Genomic DNA, 18,544 nt, shown 5'->3' with positions numbered 1-18,544 from the left:
TGGAGTCCTTTGTTCTTGTGCCATGCGGCGTGGCGGAATCGCAGGGTGCGGCATCAGATCACCGAGTCCCACGGCGCCGACAACCGCATCGCGCCGTTGATCAGCCCGACCATCGAGTAGGTCTGCGGGAAATTGCCCCACATCTCGCCGGTCACGGGGTGGGTGTCCTCGGACAGCAAACCGAGCGGGTTGCGCGCGGCGAGCATCGATTCGAAGATCTCGCGCGCCTCGTCGCGCCGGCCGATGCGCGCCAGCGCGTCGATACGCCAGAAGGTGCAGATATTGAAAGCTGTCTCCGGCTTGCCGAAATCGTCGGGGGCCTCGTAGCGGCGCATGTAGGGCCCGTCGCACAGCGAGGTCTCCAGCGCTTTCACCGTGGCGATAAAGCGCGGGTCGCGCGGATCGATGAAATTGACCTCGGCCATCAGCAGCACGCTGGCGTCGAGCTCGCGCCCGCCGAAGCTCTCGGCAAAGGCCTGGCGCGATTCGCTCCACGACTCGGCCAGGATCTGTTCTTTCATGCGGTTGGCATGGTCGTGCCAGTACGCCGCGCGCGTGGCGATCTGCAGCTTCTCGGCGACCTTGGCCAGCCGGTCGCACGCCGCCCAGCTCATCAGCGCCGACGAGGTATGCACACGGGCGCGCGTGCGCAGCTCCCACATGCCGGCATCGGGCGTGCCGAAGACTTTCACCGCCTGTTCGCCAACCTCTTCCAGCCGGCGGAACTCGGCCGGGCCGCCGCGGTGCAGCAGCCGGTGGTCATGGAAGGCCTGCGCCGCGCCTAGCACCACGTTGCCATAGACGTCATGCTGGAAGTGCTCCTGCGCCTGGTTGCCCACGCGCACCGGTCCCATGCCGCGGTAGCCGGGCAGGTGATCGAGCATGCTTTCCGGCAGCTCGCGTTCGAGGCCGATGCCATACAGCGGCTGGATATGGCCATCCTGCGACTGCATCACCACGTTGGAAAGCCAGCGCAGGTAGTCCTCCATGGTGCCGACTTCGGACAGGCTGTTGAGCGCGCGCACCACGAAAAAAGCGTCGCGCAGCCAGCAGAAGCGGTAGTCCCAGTTGCGGCCGCTGCCCGGGGCCTCGGGGATGCTGGTGGTCATCGCGGCGACGATGGCGCCGGTCTCTTCATACAGCGACATCTTCAGCGTGATGGCAGCGCGGATCACTGCGTCCTGCCATTCGCGCGGCACTGCCAGGCGGCGGCTCCACAGGCGCCAGTAGGCCGTGGTTTCCTGCTCGAAGTCGCGCGCGATCTCTTCCACGCCATGCGCCAGGGTCTCGTCCGGGCCCAGGATGAAGTTGTGCCCGCGCGTAACCAGGAACGGCGTGTGCGACAGCACGTAGGCCAGCGGCGCGTCCGTGGTCATGCGCAGCGTCATCGAGTCGCCGATATAGCGCACGTGGCTGCTGCCGCGCGTGATCTCCGGCGCCTTGCGGCCCCATTCGAAACGCGGCGCCACCACTACGCGCACGCGAGGCGCGCCGCGGACGGGGCGGATGCGGCGGATCAGCGTGGTCGGGCGGAAATAGCGCCCGAGCCGGAAGAAGCGCGGCGCGAAGTCGGTGATCTCCAGGCAGTTGCCGTGCGTGTCGGTCAACCGCGTGCGCAGCACCGCCGTATTGGGCTCGTACCACTGGGTGGCGCTGTGGTAATCCTCGATCTCGATCGAGAAATGGCCGGCGTTCTCGCTCGGGTCCAGCAGCGCGTTGAAGACAGGGTCGCCGTCGAAGCGCGGCAGGCAAGACCAGACAATGCGCCCGCGGCCGTCTACCAGCGCGGAAATCGCGCAGTTGCCGATCATGCCCAGCGAGAGCGAGCCCTCGGCATGCCGGGTGTTTCCGTCAACGGTCCTGTTTACGCCTTCGCTCGGCGGCTTGCCCAGCTCACTGGGGCTGCTCGTATTGGTCACAGCAGTACCTCCCTCAGGATGCTGTTGGATGCGGGATGTGGCGCGGTGCGCCCTCGTGGCCTGGCTCGGCCTCGTGCGGCACGGCGCCGGCATGGCCGGCGGCGCGCGCGGATTGGTCCAGCGCCCGCGCGGAACGGTGCAGCCAGCTGCGCAGCGCGGCGGGCCCCTCCACGCAGACGCCGGCCACGGTCTCGCGCCGGCCCACCAGCACGCCCAGCCCGCCGAGCTTGCGCACGGCGGCAAAGCCGGGCTCGTCGGTCATGTCGTCGCCGGCAAAGAGCGGCGTGCGGTCGCAGAACGGCGCCGACTTCATGAAGGCGGCGATGGCGTCGCCCTTGTCGACGCCGGCGGGCTTGATCTCGACCACCATCTTGCCGGGCAGTGCTTCCAGCCCGACCGCGTGGCGCAATACGTCAGTGACCGCGGCATCGACCAGGCCGGCCAGCTCGGGCGCCTGGCGGTAGTGGATGGCAACGGCAACGGACTTGCGCTCCAGCCGCAACGCCGGATAGGCGTGCACCAGCGCTTCAAGGTGTGGGATCAGGGGTTCGAGGCCGGGCGCGGGTGTCTTGGACACCATGCCGCCGTCGGTGCGGAATTCGGCGCCGTGCACGCCGGCCGCCGGCAGCTGCAACGGCTGCAGGAAGTGGTCCAGCTCGACGATCGGCCTGCCGGAGATGACGGCGAGCGCGCCATCCAGCCGCTGGTACAGCGTGCGCAGCGTGCCGACCAGTTCAGGTTCTACCTGTACCAGTTCGGGCCGCGGCGCAAGATCGGCCAGCGTGCCGTCAAAGTCGAGAAACAGGGCGGTATTGGGTTCGATAAGCGGTAGCTGAGGCATCGCGTTACACCGTAACACGTCGTTTTGACCGGCGTCCACCGGGCGCCGTCCTACATGGCGGCAGCGCAATTCGCGACCGACGCAAGTCCGGGGCCAGCCGCAGGCATCCGCCCCATACCCCACCGCGAGTGCACGCCAGGCCACTCTCTCCACGCCCTTGCGCCGTCCCGCGCGTCGTGCCGAGGGCGGCGGAAGGGCCGCCCGGGTAGGGTGCGCGGCGCCGCCATCCTTTATCATTGGCGGTTTCCGCCAGAATTTCCGGCTTTTTTTGCGCCGCCCCCGCGGCCCTGCCCTGACACCATGACCCGCTCGTCCGCCGCCCGCCCCGACTATTTGAAGAAGATCCTGACCGCCAAGGTCTACGACGTGGCGCAGGAAACCGAACTCACCTACGCGCACCAGCTATCGGCGCGCACCGGCAATTCGGTCTGGTTCAAGCGCGAGGACACGCAGCCCGTGTTCTCGTTCAAGCTGCGCGGCGCGTACAACAAGATGGCGTCGCTGTCGGCGGAGGAACTCAAGCGCGGCGTGGTCGCCGCGTCGGCCGGCAACCATGCCCAGGGCGTGGCACTGTCCGCGGCGCGGCTGCAGTGCAAGGCCATCATCGCGATGCCGGTGACCACGCCGCAGGTAAAGATCGACGCGGTGCGCGAGCGCGGCGGCCAGTGGGTCCAGGTCGAGCTGCACGGCGAGTCCTACAGCGATGCCTACCACCACGCCGCCGAGTTGGAGAAGAAGCACAAGCTGACCTTCATCCACCCGTTCGACGATCCCGAGGTGATCGCGGGCCAGGGCACCATCGCCATGGAAATCCTGCGCCAGCACCCCGGCCCGATCCATGCCGTATTCGTCGCCATCGGCGGCGGCGGGCTGATCTCGGGCGTTGCCTCGTACATCAAGGCGGTGCGTCCGGAGATCAAGGTGATCGGCGTGCAGACCGTGGACTCGGATGCGATGAAGCGCTCGGTCGACGCCGGCAAGCGCATCGAGCTGAAGGAAGTGGGGCTGTTCTCGGACGGCACCGCGGTCAAGCTGGTCGGCAAGGAAACCTTCCGCATCACGCGCGAGCTGGTCGATGACATCATCCTGGTCGACACCGATGCCATCTGCGCCGGCGTGAAAGACGTGTTCCAGGACACGCGCAGCATCCTGGAACCGGCCGGCGCGCTCGCGGTGGCGGGCCTGAAGGCGTATGCCGAGCGCGAGAAGCTCAAGGGCCAGCATCTGGTCGCGATCGCGTGCGGCGCCAACATGAACTTCGACCGCCTGCGCTTCGTCGCCGAGCGCGCCGAGGTGGGCGAGGCGCGCGAAGGCGTGTTTGCCGTGACCATCCCCGAGGAGCGCGGCAGCTTCAAGCGCTTCTGCGAACTGGTCGGCACCCGCAGCGTGACCGAGTTCAACTACCGCATCGCGGACACCAGCATGGCGCATATCTTTGTCGGCGTGCAGATCGCCAGCCGCGCCGAGAACGACAAGATCGCCGCCAGCTTCCGCAAGCACGGCTTCGACACGCTCGACCTGTCCAACGACGAACTGGCCAAGCAGCATATCCGCTACATGGTGGGCGGCCGCTCGGCGCTGGCGCATGACGAGTTGCTGTACCGCTTCGAGTTCCCGGAGCGCCCGGGCGCGCTGATGCGGTTCCTGTCGAGCATGAGCCCGAACTGGAACATCAGCCTGTTCCACTACCGCAACCAGGGGGCGGACACTTCCAACATCCTGGTCGGCATCCAGGTGCCGAAGAACGAAAAGCGCGCCTTCCGAGCGTTCCTTTCGACGCTGGGCTACGTACACTGGGACGAAACGGACAACCCGGTGTACAAGCTGTTTTTGTCCTGAACGATCCCTGCTGAGCGCCCCATGAGCCTCCCCGAACATTCGCCGCTGGGCAAGCCCTCGGCCTACAAGACCGAATACGACGCCTCGCTGCTGTTCCCGATCCCGCGCCAGCCCAAGCGCACCGAGATCGGCTTGCCCGAAGGCAGGCCGGTGCCGTTCTTCGGCGTCGACATCTGGAACGCGTACGAGCTGTCATGGCTGAACCTGAGGGGCAAGCCGCAGGTCGCGCTGGCCACCTTCATCATCCCGTCGGACACGCCCAATATCATCGAGTCCAAGTCGTTCAAGCTGTACCTGAACTCGTTCAACCAGACGAAGATTGCATCGCCCGAGGCGCTGCAGCAGCTGCTGCACCACGACCTGTCCGAAGCCACCGGCGGCACGGTGCAGGTGCGGCTGGTCACCGAGTCAGATCTCGGCAAGCAGCAGATGGGCGAGCTTGACGGCCTGCTGCTGGACCGGCTCGACATCGAGGTCGACCGTTATGAGCCCGCGCCCGAACTGCTGTTCGCCGACCAGGACGAAACGCCGGTGGAGGAAACGCTGGTGTCGCACCTGCTCAAGTCCAACTGCCTGGTCACGGGCCAGCCCGACTGGGGCAGCGTGCAGATCCGCTACGTGGGCGCGCCGATCAACCAGGAAGCGCTGCTCAAGTACCTGATCTCGTTCCGCAACCATAACGAGTTCCACGAGCAATGCGTCGAGCGGATCTTCATGGACGTGCTGCGGCAATGCAAGCCGGTCAAGCTGGCGGTGTATGCGCGCTATACGCGGCGCGGGGGGCTGGATATCAATCCGTTCCGGACCAACTTCAATACGGCCTGGCCGGATAACAAGCGCAACGCGCGGCAATGAGCGCGCAGCAATAAGCGCACGACGTGGAGTCAGAACTCCCCGTGAAACCTCACCCCGTAAAACTTCACCGGCCCGCGATCCCGGTTGTAGCCGGGATTGCGCACGAACTGGAAGTCCGGGCTGATGCTCAGGTACTTCACCGGCTGGAAGCTGTAGTAGATCTCCAGGATCTGCTCGGGCCCGTAGCGCAATGCGCCATCGCCAAGAAACGCGCCCTGCCCGCCCGCGGCAAGATAGTTGCGATGCTGGCCGCCCAGCATATTGATCGCCACGGCCACGCCCAGTGCATCGCGGGCACGTCCCCACGCCTCCCCCTTCAGCACGCCGCCCGCTGACACCTGCCTGCCGATCTCGGTAAAGGCATAGGTCTCGGTCTTGTCGTCCGACAGGCTCGCGCGCGCGAACACTCCCAGCGAATCCGTCACCTCCTGCAGCAGCGTCACGCCGACGCCGGTTTTGGCATGCTCGCGCCGCACGTTGGCCAGGTCCGGCGTGGTGTTGTTGGCGATGCCGAACTGGATCGCATCGCTGAACGCGCCCATGCGCGCCTTGTTGCGGAACAGCAGCAGCCGCGCGGTGCCGGGGCGGCCCGCGAGCTGGTAGCGCTTCTCCAGTTCGATGATGTCGCCATAGTGCTCGAACATGCGCGTGTCGAGCTCCAGCCCGTTCGATTCCAGCGGCTGCAGGAAGCGTCCGATGCGCGCCGACCAGCCGTCGCCGATGTACTCCAGCGACACGCCCCAGGTATAGCCGCGCGCATCGGCCGGATAGTCGAACGCGCCATGCGTCATGAACGACCAGTTCATGAATTGCGTGCGCGGGTCCGAGCCGAATTCATTCTGGTCGAATACATCGAGCACGCCGAAGTTGCCCGCGGTCAGCACCACGCGCTGGCGGTCGACAGTGCGCGCGAACTGGTTGAAATCGGCCTCCAGCGTTTCGCTGCCGCCGCCCATGCCCCACGTCTGCCGCACGAAGGCGCGGGCGCGGTAGAAGACGGGGTTGGTGCTGGCCGCCTTGCCCAGTTCGCCGTTGGACAGCCCGCCCAGGCCATGCAGGCCCGAGAACGGCACGCCTTGCGTGGCTTCCGGGTTGAAGTGGAATTCCGCACCCCGCCACAGCTTCAGGCCCAGGTCCAGCGTCGCGCTGAACGAGTAGCTCTTGGCGCGTTCGGTGCCAAGGCTGTTCGGGCCCGAATACGCGGCGTTGAACGCCGGCTTGCGCTGCCAGATGTAGGTGCTCTGGCCGTGGAAGGCGAACGGGCTTTCCGTGTCGGCGGCAGCGTCTGCAGTGATCGCCTGCTGCGCCGTTGCGGGCAGGCAGGCGCAGCAGGCCAGCGCGGCCAGCGCGCGGCGGAAACTGCATCGGGCGCGCGGGTACGCGGTGGCAAGTGGCGCAAACAGCATGGAAGAAGGGGCTGGCGAACGAAGTGCCGGGAGCGGCGCCCCCGGCGCACGCAGCATAGCCAAGGGCACATGACATGTCCACCGCGAGCCAGGTGCGGGAATGCCGACGTTGTAACCGGGCTTGAATTAATTAATTCGAAAATTAATATTGATTCGACACGGTTCAATACATAGCCATGCCACGCAAACCCGCTACCCCGAAGCCGCCAGAGCGTCGCACGCCCGGGCGCCCTGCCGCCGGCCAGCCCGGCCAGCGCGAGCGCATCCTCGATGCCGCCACCGACCTGTTCTCGCGGCAAGGCGTCGCCGGCACGCCGGTCAAGGCCATCGCCGTGCTGGCGGGCGTCACGCCCGCGCTGGTCCACTATTACTTCAGCGACCGCGACCTGCTGCTCGATGCCGTGATCGAGGAAAAGGTGCAGCCACTGGTGGCACAGTTCTTCGCCGCCGGCCCGCAGGACACTGAGCCGTTGGCGATGCTGGTCGGCATCGCCACCCGGCTGGTCCGCGCCGTGGCCGATACGCCCTGGTTTCCCGGCCTGTGGATCCGCGAGGTCGCCAGCGACGACGGCGCGCTGCGCGAGCGTGTGCTGAAGCGCTTCGCGCTGCAGCGTGCCGGCGCCATGATGGCGCCGCTGGCCGCGGCGATCGCCAACGGGCAGCTCAACCGCGGGCTGGAACCGGCACTGGTGATGCCGTCGCTGGTGGGCCTGACGCTGCTGCCGCTGGCCACCACGCATATCTGGCGCCGGCTGCCCGGTGCCGAGGCGGTCGATACCGACGCGCTGGTGCGCCATGTCTCGGCACTGCTGACGCACGGCCTGAGCCCCGTGCCGACTGCCGGTGCCAACGCCTCCCCTGCACCCGCATCGAAAAAGAAGGGCCGCGCGCCCAGGCATTCCCCGGAGTCCGCTTCATGAACACCGCTGTTTCCGACCTTCTCGCGCCGCCGCGCGCGCTCCCCATCGCTGCGCTGCTCGGCGCCGCGCTGCTGGCCGCCGGCTGCAGCAAGTCCGGCACCGACACCTGGCAAGGCTATATCGAAGGCGAGTTCGTCAGCGTCGCCTCGCCCTTTGCCGGCCGCCTCGATACGCTCTCCGTGCAGCGCGGCCAGCAGGTCGCGCAGGGCGCCGCGCTGTTCGCGCTCGAATCCGATGACGAACGCGCCGCGCGCCAGCAGGCCGAGGACCAGTTGCGCGCCGCCGAAGCCCAGTTGCAGGACATGAAGACCGGCAAGCGCCCGGTCGAGGTCGACGTCAGCCGTGCCCAGCTGGCGCAGGCGCAGGCCCAGGCGCAACGCAGCGCCGCCGCGCAGCGTCGCGACGAGCGCCAGTTCGAGATCGGCGGCATTGCGCAGGCGCAGCTCGACGAATCGCGCGCGCAGGCCCGCAGCGATGCGGCACGCGTGCGCGAGCTGCAGCGCGATATCGACGTGGCACGGCTGCCGGGCCGCGATGCGCAGCAGGCGGCGCAGGCCGCGCAAGTCGCCGCCGCGCGCGCCGCGCTGGCGCAGGCAGACTGGAAGCTGTCGCGCAAGACCGTGGCCGCCACGCAGGCCGGGCTGGTCTACGACACGCCCTACCGCCTCGGCGAATGGGTGCCCGCCGGCAGCCCGGTGGTGCGCATGCTGCCGCCCGGCAACGTCAAGGTGCGCTTCTACGTGCCCGAGGCCGTGGTCGGCGCGCTGCGCAACGGGCAGGCGGTGCAGGTGCGCTGCGACGGCTGCGCCGCGCCGGTGGCGGCCAGCATCACCTATGTCGCGAACGAAGCCGAATTCACGCCGCCGGTGATCTACAGCAACGAGACCCGCAACAAGCTGGTGTTCCTGGTGGAAGCGCGCCCGTCGGCCGCCGATGCCATCAAGCTGCGGCCCGGCCAGCCCGTCGAGGTGGTGCGGCAATGAACACGAGCATTGACACCGGCGCCAGCGCCAACGGCCGCGCGCAAGGACTCGCCATCGACGTGCGCGGGCTGAACAAGCACTTCGGCGACAAGCACGTGGTCAACGACCTCAGCATGCAGGTCGCGCGCGGCGAGATCTTTGGCTTCCTCGGTCCCAACGGCAGCGGCAAGACCACTTCGATCCGCATGATGTGCGGCCTGCTGACGCCCGATTCCGGCGAGGGCACCTGCCTGGGCTTCGACATCCTGAGCGAGTCCGACGAGATCAAGCGCCGCGTCGGCTACATGACGCAGAAATTCTCGTACTGGGACGACCTGTCGATCCGCGAGAACCTCGACTTCGTAGCGCGCGTGTACGGCATGCCGGACCGGCGCAATGCGGTCGACCGCGCGCTGGAAGACCTGGGCCTGGCCACGCGCTCGGCGCAGCTCGCCGGGTCGCTGTCGGGTGGCTGGAAGCAGCGGCTGGCGCTGGCGGCGTGCCTGCTGCACGAGCCGGAACTGCTGCTGCTGGACGAGCCCACCGCCGGCGTCGACCCCAAGGCGCGGCGCGACTTCTGGGAGCAGTTGCACCTGCTTGCCGCGCGCGGCATCTCGGTGCTGGTCAGCACGCACTACATGGACGAGGCCGAGCGTTGCCACAAGCTCGCCTATATCGCCTACGGCAAGCCGCTGGCGCAAGGCACCGCCGACGAGGTCGTGGCCAGCCAGCATCTGTCGACGTGGAGCGTGGAAGGCGACGACCTCGCCACGCTGTCAGGGCAGTTGCAGGGTGCGCCCGGCGTGGAGCAGACCGTGGCATTTGGCACCGCGCTGCACGTCACCGGCCGCGACGCGCAGGCGCTGGCTGCCACGCTTGAACGCCTGGCCGGACCGGGACGCCGCGTGACGCAGACCGAGACCAGCCTGGAAGACGTGTTCATCCACATGATGAGCCGGGCCGAGGACAACATGGGCACGCGCAAGGCGAAGGAGCCGACATGAACGCCGCCGCCATCCGGAACCCCCGCAAGCCACGCGCCAACGGCACGCGCTTTTCGCTCCAGCGCTGGTGGAGCATCGTGCTGAAGGAATTCCTGCAGCTGCGCCGCGACCGCGTCACCTTTGGCATGATCGTCGGCCTGCCGATCATGCAGTTGCTGCTGTTCGGCTTTGCCATCAACACCGACCCGCGCCACCTGCCGACCGCGGTGATCGCCGCCGACCAGAGCGAATTCACACGCACCTTTATCGCCAGCATGCAGAACTCCACCTACTTCAAGGTGGTCGCCACGCTGCCCGACGAAGCTGCCGGACGCGAGGCGCTGATGAAGGGCGACGTGCAGTTCGTGCTCAGCATCCCGCCCGACTTCACGCGCAAGCTGCTGCGTGGCGAACGCCCCGCGCTGCTGGTGGAGGCCGATGCCACCGATCCCTCGGCCACCGGCCAGGCGATCGCCGCGCTGCCGCAGCTGCCGTTCAGCGTCGGCACCCATGACCTGAAAGGCTCGCTGGCGCCGCTGGCGGGCGGCAAGGCGCCGTTCGACGTGCAGGTGCAGCGCCTGTACAACCCAGAGGGCCTGACCCAGTACAACATCATCCCCGGCCTGATGGGCGTGATCCTGTCGATGACCATGGTGATGATGACCGGGCTGGCGATGACGCGCGAACGCGAGCGCGGCACCATGGAAAACCTGCTGGCCACGCCGGTGCGGCCGCTGGAGGTGATGACCGGCAAGATCGTGCCGTATATCTTCATCGGGCTGATCCAGTCGACCATCGTGCTGCTGGCCGCGCGCTGGATCTTCGACGTGCCCTTCGTCGGCTCGGTGACTGCGGTGTACCTGGCGGCGCTGCTGTTCATCGCGGCCAACCTGACGGTGGGCATCACGCTGTCGTCGCTGGCGCAGAACCAGCTGCAGGCCATGCAGCTGACCTTCTTCTACTTCCTGCCCAACATCCTGCTGTCGGGCTTCATGTTCCCGTTCGCCGGCATGCCCGGCTGGGCGCAGGCGATCGGCAACATCCTGCCGATGACGTATTTCAACCGCATGGTGCGCGGCATCCTGCTCAAGGGCAGCGGCTGGGCCGAGCTATGGCCACAGGTCTGGCCGATGGCGCTGTTCATCGTGGTGGTGATGATGATCGCGGTGCGCTTCTACCGCCGCACGCTGGACTGAAGGATTGTTGCCATGACCCGATTTCTTCCTCTTGTGACCGTGGCCGTGGCCGCGTTGCTGGCCGGCTGTGCCGTCGGCCCCGACTTCCGCAGCCCCGCGCCGACCGACGACGCCGGCTACGTGCCAGGCCCGCAACCGGTTGCCACCGTGGCGGCCGACAGCGGCGATCGCCACCCGCAATCCCACGCGCAGACGCTGGCCGCCGGCGCCGACGTGCCGGCACAATGGTGGACGCTGTTCCGCAGCCCCGAACTGGACGCCACCATCCGCATGGCGCTCGACGCCAGCCCCACGCTGGCGCAGGCGCGCGCGCGGCTGCGCGAGGCGCAGGAAAACCTCGCCGCGCGCACCGGCGCCACGCGCTGGCCCGCTGTCGACGCCCAGCTCAATACCACGCGCCAGCAGGTCAATTTCCAGTCGATGGGCATTACGTCGATCCCCAGCCCGGGACCGTTTACGCTGTACGGCGCCACGGTGCAGGTGTCCTACGTGCTCGACCTGTTCGGCGGCCAGCGGCGCGAACTCGAAGGGCTGCAGGCCGCGGTCGACTACCAGGGCTACGAGCTGGAAGCGGCGCGGCTGGCGCTGGCCGCCAACGTCGCCACCGCGGCGATCCGCGAGGCGGGACTGCGCGCGCAGCTGGCCGATACCCTGGCGCTGGCGGAAGCCCAGCGGCGCCAGCTCGGCATCGCCGACGAACGGCTGCGCGCCGGCGGCGTCGCGCGCGTCGACGTGCAGCGCCAGCGCGCGCAGCTGGCGCAGACGCAGGCGCTGGTGCCTGGCCTGCAACGCCAGCTGGAGACCACGCGGCACCAGCTCGCGGTCTACACCGGCCAGACCCCGGCAGCGGCCTCGTTGCCGACATTCACGCTGGACGCGCTGCATCTGCCCGACACGCTGCCGGTCAGCCTGCCGGCCACGCTGGCGCGGCGCCGCCCGGACATCCGCGCGGCCGAAGCGCTGCTGCACCAGGCCAGCGCCGATATCGGCGTGGCCACCGCCAACCTGTATCCGCAGATCACGCTGAGCGCCAGCGGCGGCAGCCAGGCCATTGCCGCGCGCGACCTGTTCAGCAGCCTGAACGTGTGGAGCCTGGCGGCCGGGCTGGTGCAGCCGGTATTCCGCGGCGGCGAACTGCAGGCACGCAAGCGCGCGGCAGAAGCGGCGTACGAGCAGGCGCTGGCCGCCTACCAGCAGGCCGTGCTGCAAGGCTTGCAGGACGTGGCGGATTCGCTGCGCGCGCTGGAGGCCGACGCCGCCACGCTGCGCGAGCGCGCCGACAACGCGCGCCAGGCGCGCGACACGCTAACGGTGGTGTCGGAACAGTACCGGCTCGGCGGCGTCAGCCAGCTGGCCGTGCTCGATGCCGAGCGCGAGGCGCGGCAGGCTTCATTGGACCTGGCGCAGTCGCGCGCCGACGGGCTCGCGGATTCGGCGGCGCTGCTGCAGGCGCTGGGCGGCGGGTGGTGGCAGGAAGGCGACAGCGCAGCGTTGAAGTCGCCACGCTGACCATGGTGGCCTAACCCTCGCGGCTACTTCTTGTCGGCCTCCGAGTACCAGTAGGTGCGCTTGCGCTTGCCGACGCTCGCGGGCTTGACCTCCTGTCCGCCCAGCGATGAAGTGGCATCGCCACCGCCGCCGCCCTGCTTGCCGCCGCCGATCAGCACCGGCACCAGCCGCGTGGAGCCGTCGGGCTGCGTCACCGACACCATGCCGAACACCGGCGACGGCGGCAGGCCGCCGTTGTCGAAGACCACATAGCGCGGGCCGTTGTCGATGCCCTGCCCGTTCAGGAACGACACCGCGTAGCCGCGCGCGATGCCGAGGTCGGGGTAGCATGCGCCCGCCCGGATCGGCGATGGCGTATTGGTGCCGAAGTAGGTGTAGCCGGCCACCGTCAGCGGCGCGTTCACCGCCTTCTCGCCGGCCCCGAACGCCAGGTAGAAGCCGTTGACGGCCGCCGAATCGCGGTAGGCCACGCTGGTCGCATCGACCAGGGTCGATTCCTTGACCGCCGTCCATTCCGCGGGCAGGCCCTTGCCGGTGTTGGGGTCCTTGACCATGTAGAAGCGGTTCCGCACGTTCTGCGCCGCGCCCGCGGTATTGCTGGTCGAGTACAGCGGCTTCTCGCGGTCGCCCGAGGCAATCATCACGGCATCGTACTTGCCGGTGGCGACCACGTCGGGCGGATAGAGGAACTTGCGTGCGTCGTTGGTATTGACCGCGCCACCCAGCTCCGCCAGCTTGCCGATCGACCATTGGGCCGGCAGGTCGCTGGTATTGGAGCCAAAGTCGATGCGCCAGACATTGCCGCCCACGTCGCCGACATAGGCCTTGTCGGCATAGCCGTCGCCGTTGCGGTCGACCACCGCGACGTCGGACGGGATCGCGCGCTTGAGCGCGGGCACGGTCACGCAGGTGCCACCGAATCCGGTGCAATCGGCCAGCGCGGCCCACACCGGGTCGCCCTTGATAGCGTCCAGCACGATCACGCCGCGGCCCTGCAGGTTGCCTGCCGTGGCATCGCCATTGAGCGCCGGATCGCGGTCCTCGCCGTCCGGGTCGTAGCCCGCGCCCATGATCAGCACCGGGCCCGTATGGCCGCGCACCTGCATCACGCGCGGCTGCGACCAGGTCTGCCCCAGCTCGGCGATATCGCTGTTGGTCTTGCTCCACAGGTACTTCGGCTGGCCCGGATCAGTCACGTCGAGCGCATAGATCAGCCGGCCGCCGCGCCGTGCGGTCAGGTAGATCACTACCTTGGGGCCGGTGGTGGCGGCCAGGTTCTGGTAGACCGTGGTGGTGCCGTCAAAGAAATAATCGCGCGGCTGGAACTGGGTGTCGCCGGTTGCCGCCGGGCTGCCGGTCAGCTGGATCTCGGGCGCGTTGTTATACAGCCGTGCCAGCTTGCCGTAGAACTCCGGCGCGACGAAGCCCCACAACTCACCGCCCGGGCGCACCATGCCGGACGTGGTGGCAATGGCCGTGGTGCGGTTGCCATTCACGGCGTGAAACACGCCGTCGTTGGCGCCGTAGAACACCACCACGCCGGTGGTGCCGCCATAGTCCACCACCACCGGCCGGGAATGCAGCACGTCGCCGTGGATCGAGCCGCGCACCGTGACGTTGCCGCCGGGACCGGGCTCGGCCTCCTTGCGCGGATCGGTGCCGGTCAGGCTGGAGAAGACATCCTTGCCACGCATCCACGCAATCATGTTGGCTACGTCGGCGGTGGTGGTCTTGAGCAGCGACGGGCCGCTGCCTTCGGTCAGCGCCTTGTTGCCGGTATCGAATGCCGCCAGCGTCGGCGTGGCCGCACCGCACTTCGCATTGGCGCAAGTCAGCAGGCGCCGTGCCGTCTGGCCGGTGAGGTAGTCGGCACGCAGCATCTGGGCGGCACCGCCCTTCTCCACGATCTCGCCGTCGGGCGCATCCTTGGCATTGCGCAGCAGCGCCGATGCGTTCTTCCAGAAGCCGTCCGCTGGCCAGTCGGTGACCACCGACGAGCCACCCAGCACCTTGGGCGGATCCTCGGTCCAGTAGCTGCGCGCGTTTGGCGAGATGAAGCCGGTGCCCGCCTTGCTGACGGCGCCCCTCTCCGGTTCGTCAATCGCGCCCTGCGTGCCGGCGTCGAGCATCACCAGGCTGCCTGCGCTGTCGTAGCCGAGCTTGTACTGCTTCAGGTTGCCGACCCATCGCGGCCGCGCCTTGCCGTCGGGGCGGAACATGCCGATATAGACCTGGTTCAGGTACGAACCCTGCCCGTTCACGCTGACCGGCAGGCTGACCGAGGCGAACACGTTGTTCACCGCCTGCATCTCGTTGAAGATTTCCTTCAACGCATTGGACAGCGCATCGGCATCGCCGGACTTGACCAGGTAGTTGCCGCCGCCGCCCGCCTTGCCCATGCTGGCGGCAAAGTCTCGGTAGTCCAGGCTTTGCTTGCTGCCGTCGGTCACCGCGATGGTGTAGGTGATGACGTTCTGCCGCGTCGGCGTATCCGTGTTGGCGTTGTTGGCGGCATTCAGGTCCATCTCATACAGGAAGCGCGCCCATTCGTCGCCCCAGTTGTCGATGTTGTTGCCCTTGGGCAGCCCCAGCGGCACCAGCTGCGCGGCGCTGGCGCCCGCCTCGCGCAACTTGTTGTAGGCGTCCTGGCCGGTGTCCTGCGGCTTGCCGTTGTTAAGCGCGTTGGCGATGTAGATGATGAAGTTGCGCTGGCACGGGTTGGTGATCGGCGAGGTGTACTTCGTCCCTGACAACCCGGTCTTGCCAGAGAAAAAGGCCCAGGCCTCCTGCATGCCGCCGCCGACCTGCGAGTTGTTGGCGTTGTCCGCGATGCGATCGATGGTGGTGATGTAGTTCAGGAAGGCAGTGCCGCCCTGTGCGTCCATCAGCGTCAGCCCCGGCGGCGCGGTCGGGGGCGTCACACCAGGAAAGCGGAACTGCCCGCCGGTGTTGGTGCCATGCCCGAACATCATCAGCCCAAGGTTGATCTTGCCCTTGGTGTTGTCGTCCTTGATCAGGTCCGAAATGGCCTTGTACAGCGCGCACTGCTCGGCGCCGACGTTGTTGTTGAGGTTGTTGCTGCCGACCACGCCGTCTATCCCGCACGTGAACGCCGCATTGGCATTCCATGCCGACGCATTGTCGAGGATCAGCAGCACGTTGGGCCGCGTACCGGCGTTGGACTGAAGTCCGGTGAACAGGTCGATGTCTTCGGCGTGGGCTGCAGGCATGGCCGCAACCAGCGACAGCGCGGCGGCACAGGCAGCGAAAGCGCGAGACATGCGTGGGCGGCGTGCGGACAGGAGCATGCGGTTTTTCCTTTCAGGAGCTGATTCTCGCCCGCCGCGTCACGGGCACGTGGAGCCATACAGCGTGCGTACCGCCACGCCCTGGTGCACGGTCATCACCGTGCCGGTACCGGCGGCATCGTTGACGGTCGCCGCCACGTCCCATTGCGTGTCGTTGCACAGCGAGCTGACCGCGCCCGCGCCGGAGGCGCCGATCACGAGGTTGCCGTTGGCGGTGGCGCTGCCCAGCGTGCATTCCGCGTCCTCGGGATGCGTTTCCGGGTCGATCACCTTGACCACCGGCTTGCTGGTGACGCAGGTGGGCGCCGCCACCTGTGCCACGTAATCTGGCTTGCCGTCGCCGCTGACGTCGACGGGCACCTCCACCGCCGCCGGCGCCTTGGTGAAGTCATCGGAGATCACCTGCTCGATCGCCTGCTGCGCCACGTCGCGCGCCTCGGCGGTGTGCTGCTGGTTGGCCGCGACCTTGACGTTGACCAGGCCGGAATTGACCATGGCCACCGCGATCAGCAGGAACAGCACCATGAACACCAGGGTCACGACCAGCGTGACCCCGGTCTGCCGGCGGCGCAGCTTGCCTGGGGACTTCGTCATTGCATGCTCTTTGCGGTTACCTGCGGATCGGGTTATTGCTCGCGCGTGCCGGCTACGTTGACCATCCGCGCTACCTGGGCGTAGACATGGCGCTTGTAGCCATCGTTGAAGGGGCCGCTGGCGACGCCGCGGCCCAGGTCATAGCTGCGCGTATCAGTCTGTCCAGCCGAAGGCTTCAGCGTGCGCGCCAGCACGTTCACGCGCACCGTGGTGACATTGGCCTGGTTGTTAAGCGCAACGCCCCAGTCATAGCCGGGCACGCCGGGGCAGGCGGCGCTGTTGTTCGCGGTCGGGTCCGCCACATAGCAGTCGGCCGAGCCGTTGCCATCCAAGTCGACGCCGTATTCCACATGCATGTCCTGCACGCCCTGCGCGATCGAGCGCGCCTGGAACGCGCCGCCGGCCAGTTCGGCCATCTTCAGCGTGGGGATGCCGTCGCCGCCGTTGCCGCAGCGGTCGCAGCCGGCCAGGTAGAAGATGCGCACCACGGCCTGCCTCAGCTCGGCAGGCTGGTTCGGGTCGCACAGCTTGGTGCGCAACGGGAAGGCGGCGGCGGCGCTGGCATCGAATGCGAACGGCACGGTGTCCTGCGAGCACGCGGACACCTGCAGGTAAGGCACGCCGGCGGCCGGCGCGGCGACCGGCGTGGTCGAGACGCGCCGCACCACCAGCACTTCCGAAGTCGGCAGCAGGTCGGGCAGGCATGCCGCCGCCACGCCGGGGCCGTAGCCGGCCAACGCCAGCGGCACGGTTTCGCCGGTGGCGGAGAAGCCCAGCGTGCCGGCATCGGTGGCGCACAGCGCCGGCGCCGCGGCCTTCATGGCACGGCCGATGTTGCCGACGCCGTAGAAGCCGGCCAGTTCCACTTCGCGCCGGATCTGCTCCAGCGCATAGCGGCCGTTCTCCACCTGCTCGGCCGATTTGACGAACTCAGTGCGCGACAGGCTGTTGGCGTAGTACAGGCTGGCCAGCGCGGTCAGCATCAGCAGTCCGATGGTGATGCCGATCATCAGCTCGACCAGCGACACGCCGCGCTGGCGCAGCCGGCGTTGTGCGATACGCGGAGGCAGGCGTTTCATGACACGGTCCCCAGCGAGCCGATGCGGATCTGCGTGCTGACCGCACGGCGGTAGGCCTCGCCGCCGTACTGGTTCTGGCCGCAGCCAAGCGCGGGGGCGCCGGTGGCGGCCAGGCCCTGCCAGGCGACGGTGATGCGGTAGACGTTGGCAGCCGCGTCGACCGTGTCGATGCAACCGCGCGCACCGATCATGGCGCCGACCGCCCGCGCCGCCACGCCGCTGGCCGCGGCAGTCATTTCGGCACTGCCCAGCAGCGCGGTGTTCCACGCCTGCAGGTCGCCATTGGCGGTGGCGTTCTGCGCGGCCGTTCCCAGCGCGCAGGCCGCCGGCGCGGCGCTGCCGGTGCCCAGGCGCACGCCGTTGGCGCCATCGGCATAGCACTGTGCCACCTGGCGGTTGGCATTGATGCGCGCGGCCATGTCCTGCAGCAGCGCCATCGCCTGCACGCGCTGGTAGGACTCCATCTCGTTCTGGCCCGAGCGTGCCACCAGCCCGGCCGTGCCCAGCAGCGCGACCAGCAGGATCACCACCGCCACCAGCACTTCGATCAGCAGCAGGCCGCGTTGCGCTGCGCGGCGCGGCAGGCGCGCCCGTCGTTGCCCGTGGCGGCGGGCGGCGCGATCAGGGATGCGGGTCATGAACAGGCTCCCGTGTCGGAGGCAACGCGGCCGGTCTCGCTGACCTGCACGCACACGCGCAGCGCGGCCGCCGTATCGTTGGCGGGCGCGAGCTCGAAGCGCATGGCCGCGCCGGTGAGCCGGCCGTCGTTGCCGAGCGCCACCGCGCCGGCAGCGCTGGGGGTGATGGTGAGGCCGCCGTACGGCCCGAAGGTGCGCACCGTCTGCGCGCCGGCGCTGACGGCCCAGCCCGCGGTCCAGGCCGCGCCGGTGGGCCCCAGCGTCACGGTGGCGTTGCGCTTGACTGCCTCGCTGCGCGCCAGCAGCAGCGCCGAACTCAGGTCGAGCGAGGCGCTGCGCACGCGCTGCCCTGCCATCAGCGAGGCAAACGAGGGCGCGGCAGCGAACGCGAGGATCGCCAGCACGGCCAGCGTGCACATCAGTTCGACCAGGGTGAAGCCACGCAGCGCCCGAGGCTGCCGGTGGCGATGGTGAAGCCGGTAGGTGGCTGCCATG

General features: G+C 68.3%; 15 protein-coding genes. 7 read left to right on the top strand and 8 right to left on the bottom strand.

Annotated elements, in window-relative coordinates; genetic code table 11:
• Window positions 1–53: 53 nt before the first annotated feature.
• Together CTP10_RS01895 and otsB are read right to left on the bottom strand one after the other, a co-directional pair.
• A complete protein-coding gene (locus tag CTP10_RS01895; protein ID WP_116317070.1) occupies window positions 54–1,919 on the bottom strand; it encodes a glycoside hydrolase family 15 protein in 1,866 nt (621 codons plus the stop codon).
• 13 nt (window positions 1,920–1,932) lie between these two features.
• Window positions 1,933–2,760 carry a trehalose-phosphatase gene (otsB, locus tag CTP10_RS01890; protein ID WP_116317069.1) on the bottom strand — a complete coding sequence of 276 codons (828 nt, stop codon included), beginning with the start codon at window positions 2,758–2,760 and terminating at the stop codon, window positions 1,933–1,935.
• A 300-nt stretch (window positions 2,761–3,060) separates the two neighbouring features.
• Between otsB and ilvA the strand changes: the two genes are divergently transcribed.
• Both ilvA and queF read left to right on the top strand, forming a co-directional pair.
• Complete coding sequence (gene ilvA / locus CTP10_RS01885) at window positions 3,061–4,599, top strand: threonine ammonia-lyase, biosynthetic (protein WP_116317068.1); 1,539 nt, start codon at window positions 3,061–3,063, stop codon at window positions 4,597–4,599.
• 21 nt (window positions 4,600–4,620) lie between these two features.
• Window positions 4,621–5,454, top strand: a complete 834-nt coding sequence (gene queF / locus CTP10_RS01880; RefSeq protein ID WP_116317067.1) for an NADPH-dependent 7-cyano-7-deazaguanine reductase QueF — start codon at window positions 4,621–4,623, stop codon at window positions 5,452–5,454.
• 29 nt (window positions 5,455–5,483) lie between these two features.
• Here the strand turns inward: queF and CTP10_RS01875 are convergent, their stop codons facing one another.
• Window positions 5,484–6,860 (bottom strand): carbohydrate porin, encoded by a 1,377-nt coding sequence (locus CTP10_RS01875; RefSeq protein WP_116317066.1) that lies wholly within the window; start codon window positions 6,858–6,860, stop codon window positions 5,484–5,486.
• Between the two features lie 176 nt (window positions 6,861–7,036).
• On the opposite strand from CTP10_RS01875, the gene CTP10_RS01870 reads away from it, so the two are divergent.
• The 5 genes from CTP10_RS01870 to CTP10_RS01850 are packed head-to-tail and all read left to right on the top strand — an operon-like array spanning window position 7,037 to window position 12,430.
• Window positions 7,037–7,780: a TetR/AcrR family transcriptional regulator gene (locus tag CTP10_RS01870; RefSeq protein WP_116317065.1), complete on the top strand. Its 744-nt coding sequence runs from the start codon at window positions 7,037–7,039 to the stop codon at window positions 7,778–7,780.
• Window positions 7,777–8,763 carry an HlyD family secretion protein gene (locus tag CTP10_RS01865; RefSeq protein WP_116317064.1) on the top strand — a complete coding sequence of 329 codons (987 nt, stop codon included), beginning with the start codon at window positions 7,777–7,779 and terminating at the stop codon, window positions 8,761–8,763. The genes CTP10_RS01870 and CTP10_RS01865 overlap by 4 nt, the downstream gene beginning before the upstream one ends.
• Window positions 8,760–9,746 carry an ABC transporter ATP-binding protein gene (locus tag CTP10_RS01860; protein WP_116317063.1) on the top strand — a complete coding sequence of 329 codons (987 nt, stop codon included), beginning with the start codon at window positions 8,760–8,762 and terminating at the stop codon, window positions 9,744–9,746. Before CTP10_RS01865 ends, CTP10_RS01860 begins: the two co-directional genes overlap by 4 nt.
• Window positions 9,743–10,921 carry an ABC transporter permease gene (locus CTP10_RS01855; protein ID WP_116317062.1) on the top strand — a complete coding sequence of 393 codons (1,179 nt, stop codon included), beginning with the start codon at window positions 9,743–9,745 and terminating at the stop codon, window positions 10,919–10,921. Before CTP10_RS01860 ends, CTP10_RS01855 begins: the two co-directional genes overlap by 4 nt.
• A gap of 12 nt (window positions 10,922–10,933) precedes the next feature.
• Window positions 10,934–12,430: an efflux transporter outer membrane subunit gene (locus CTP10_RS01850; protein WP_116317061.1), complete on the top strand. Its 1,497-nt coding sequence runs from the start codon at window positions 10,934–10,936 to the stop codon at window positions 12,428–12,430.
• Window positions 12,431–12,453: 23 nt separating this feature from the next.
• Here CTP10_RS01850 and CTP10_RS01845 read toward each other — a convergent pair whose 3' ends face one another.
• From CTP10_RS01845 to CTP10_RS01825, 5 genes are read right to left on the bottom strand one after another with little or no spacing between them, the layout of a single operon-like run.
• On the bottom strand, window positions 12,454–15,738 hold the full coding sequence (locus tag CTP10_RS01845) for a pilus assembly protein (protein WP_116317060.1): 3,285 nt from the start codon (window positions 15,736–15,738) through the stop codon (window positions 12,454–12,456).
• 39 nt (window positions 15,739–15,777) lie between these two features.
• Window positions 15,778–16,332, bottom strand: a complete 555-nt coding sequence (locus CTP10_RS01840) for a pilus assembly PilX N-terminal domain-containing protein (protein WP_116317059.1) — start codon at window positions 16,330–16,332, stop codon at window positions 15,778–15,780.
• A gap of 32 nt (window positions 16,333–16,364) precedes the next feature.
• A complete protein-coding gene (locus tag CTP10_RS01835) occupies window positions 16,365–17,411 on the bottom strand; it encodes a PilW family protein (protein ID WP_116317058.1) in 1,047 nt (348 codons plus the stop codon).
• Entirely contained in the window at window positions 17,408–18,049 is a 642-nt protein-coding gene (locus CTP10_RS01830; RefSeq protein ID WP_116317057.1) for a type IV pilus modification PilV family protein, read from the bottom strand. The genes CTP10_RS01835 and CTP10_RS01830 overlap by 4 nt, the downstream gene beginning before the upstream one ends.
• A complete protein-coding gene (locus CTP10_RS01825; RefSeq protein WP_116317056.1) occupies window positions 18,046–18,543 on the bottom strand; it encodes a GspH/FimT family pseudopilin in 498 nt (165 codons plus the stop codon). Before CTP10_RS01825 ends, CTP10_RS01830 begins: the two co-directional genes overlap by 4 nt.
• Window position 18,544 lies beyond the last annotated feature (1 nt).

It is taken from the genome of Cupriavidus sp. P-10, assembly GCF_003402535.2.
Classification (GTDB): Bacteria; Pseudomonadota; Gammaproteobacteria; order Burkholderiales; family Burkholderiaceae; genus Cupriavidus.
Note: the sequence above shows the minus strand (reverse complement) of the source record. Positions and strands in the feature narration are given on the sequence as shown.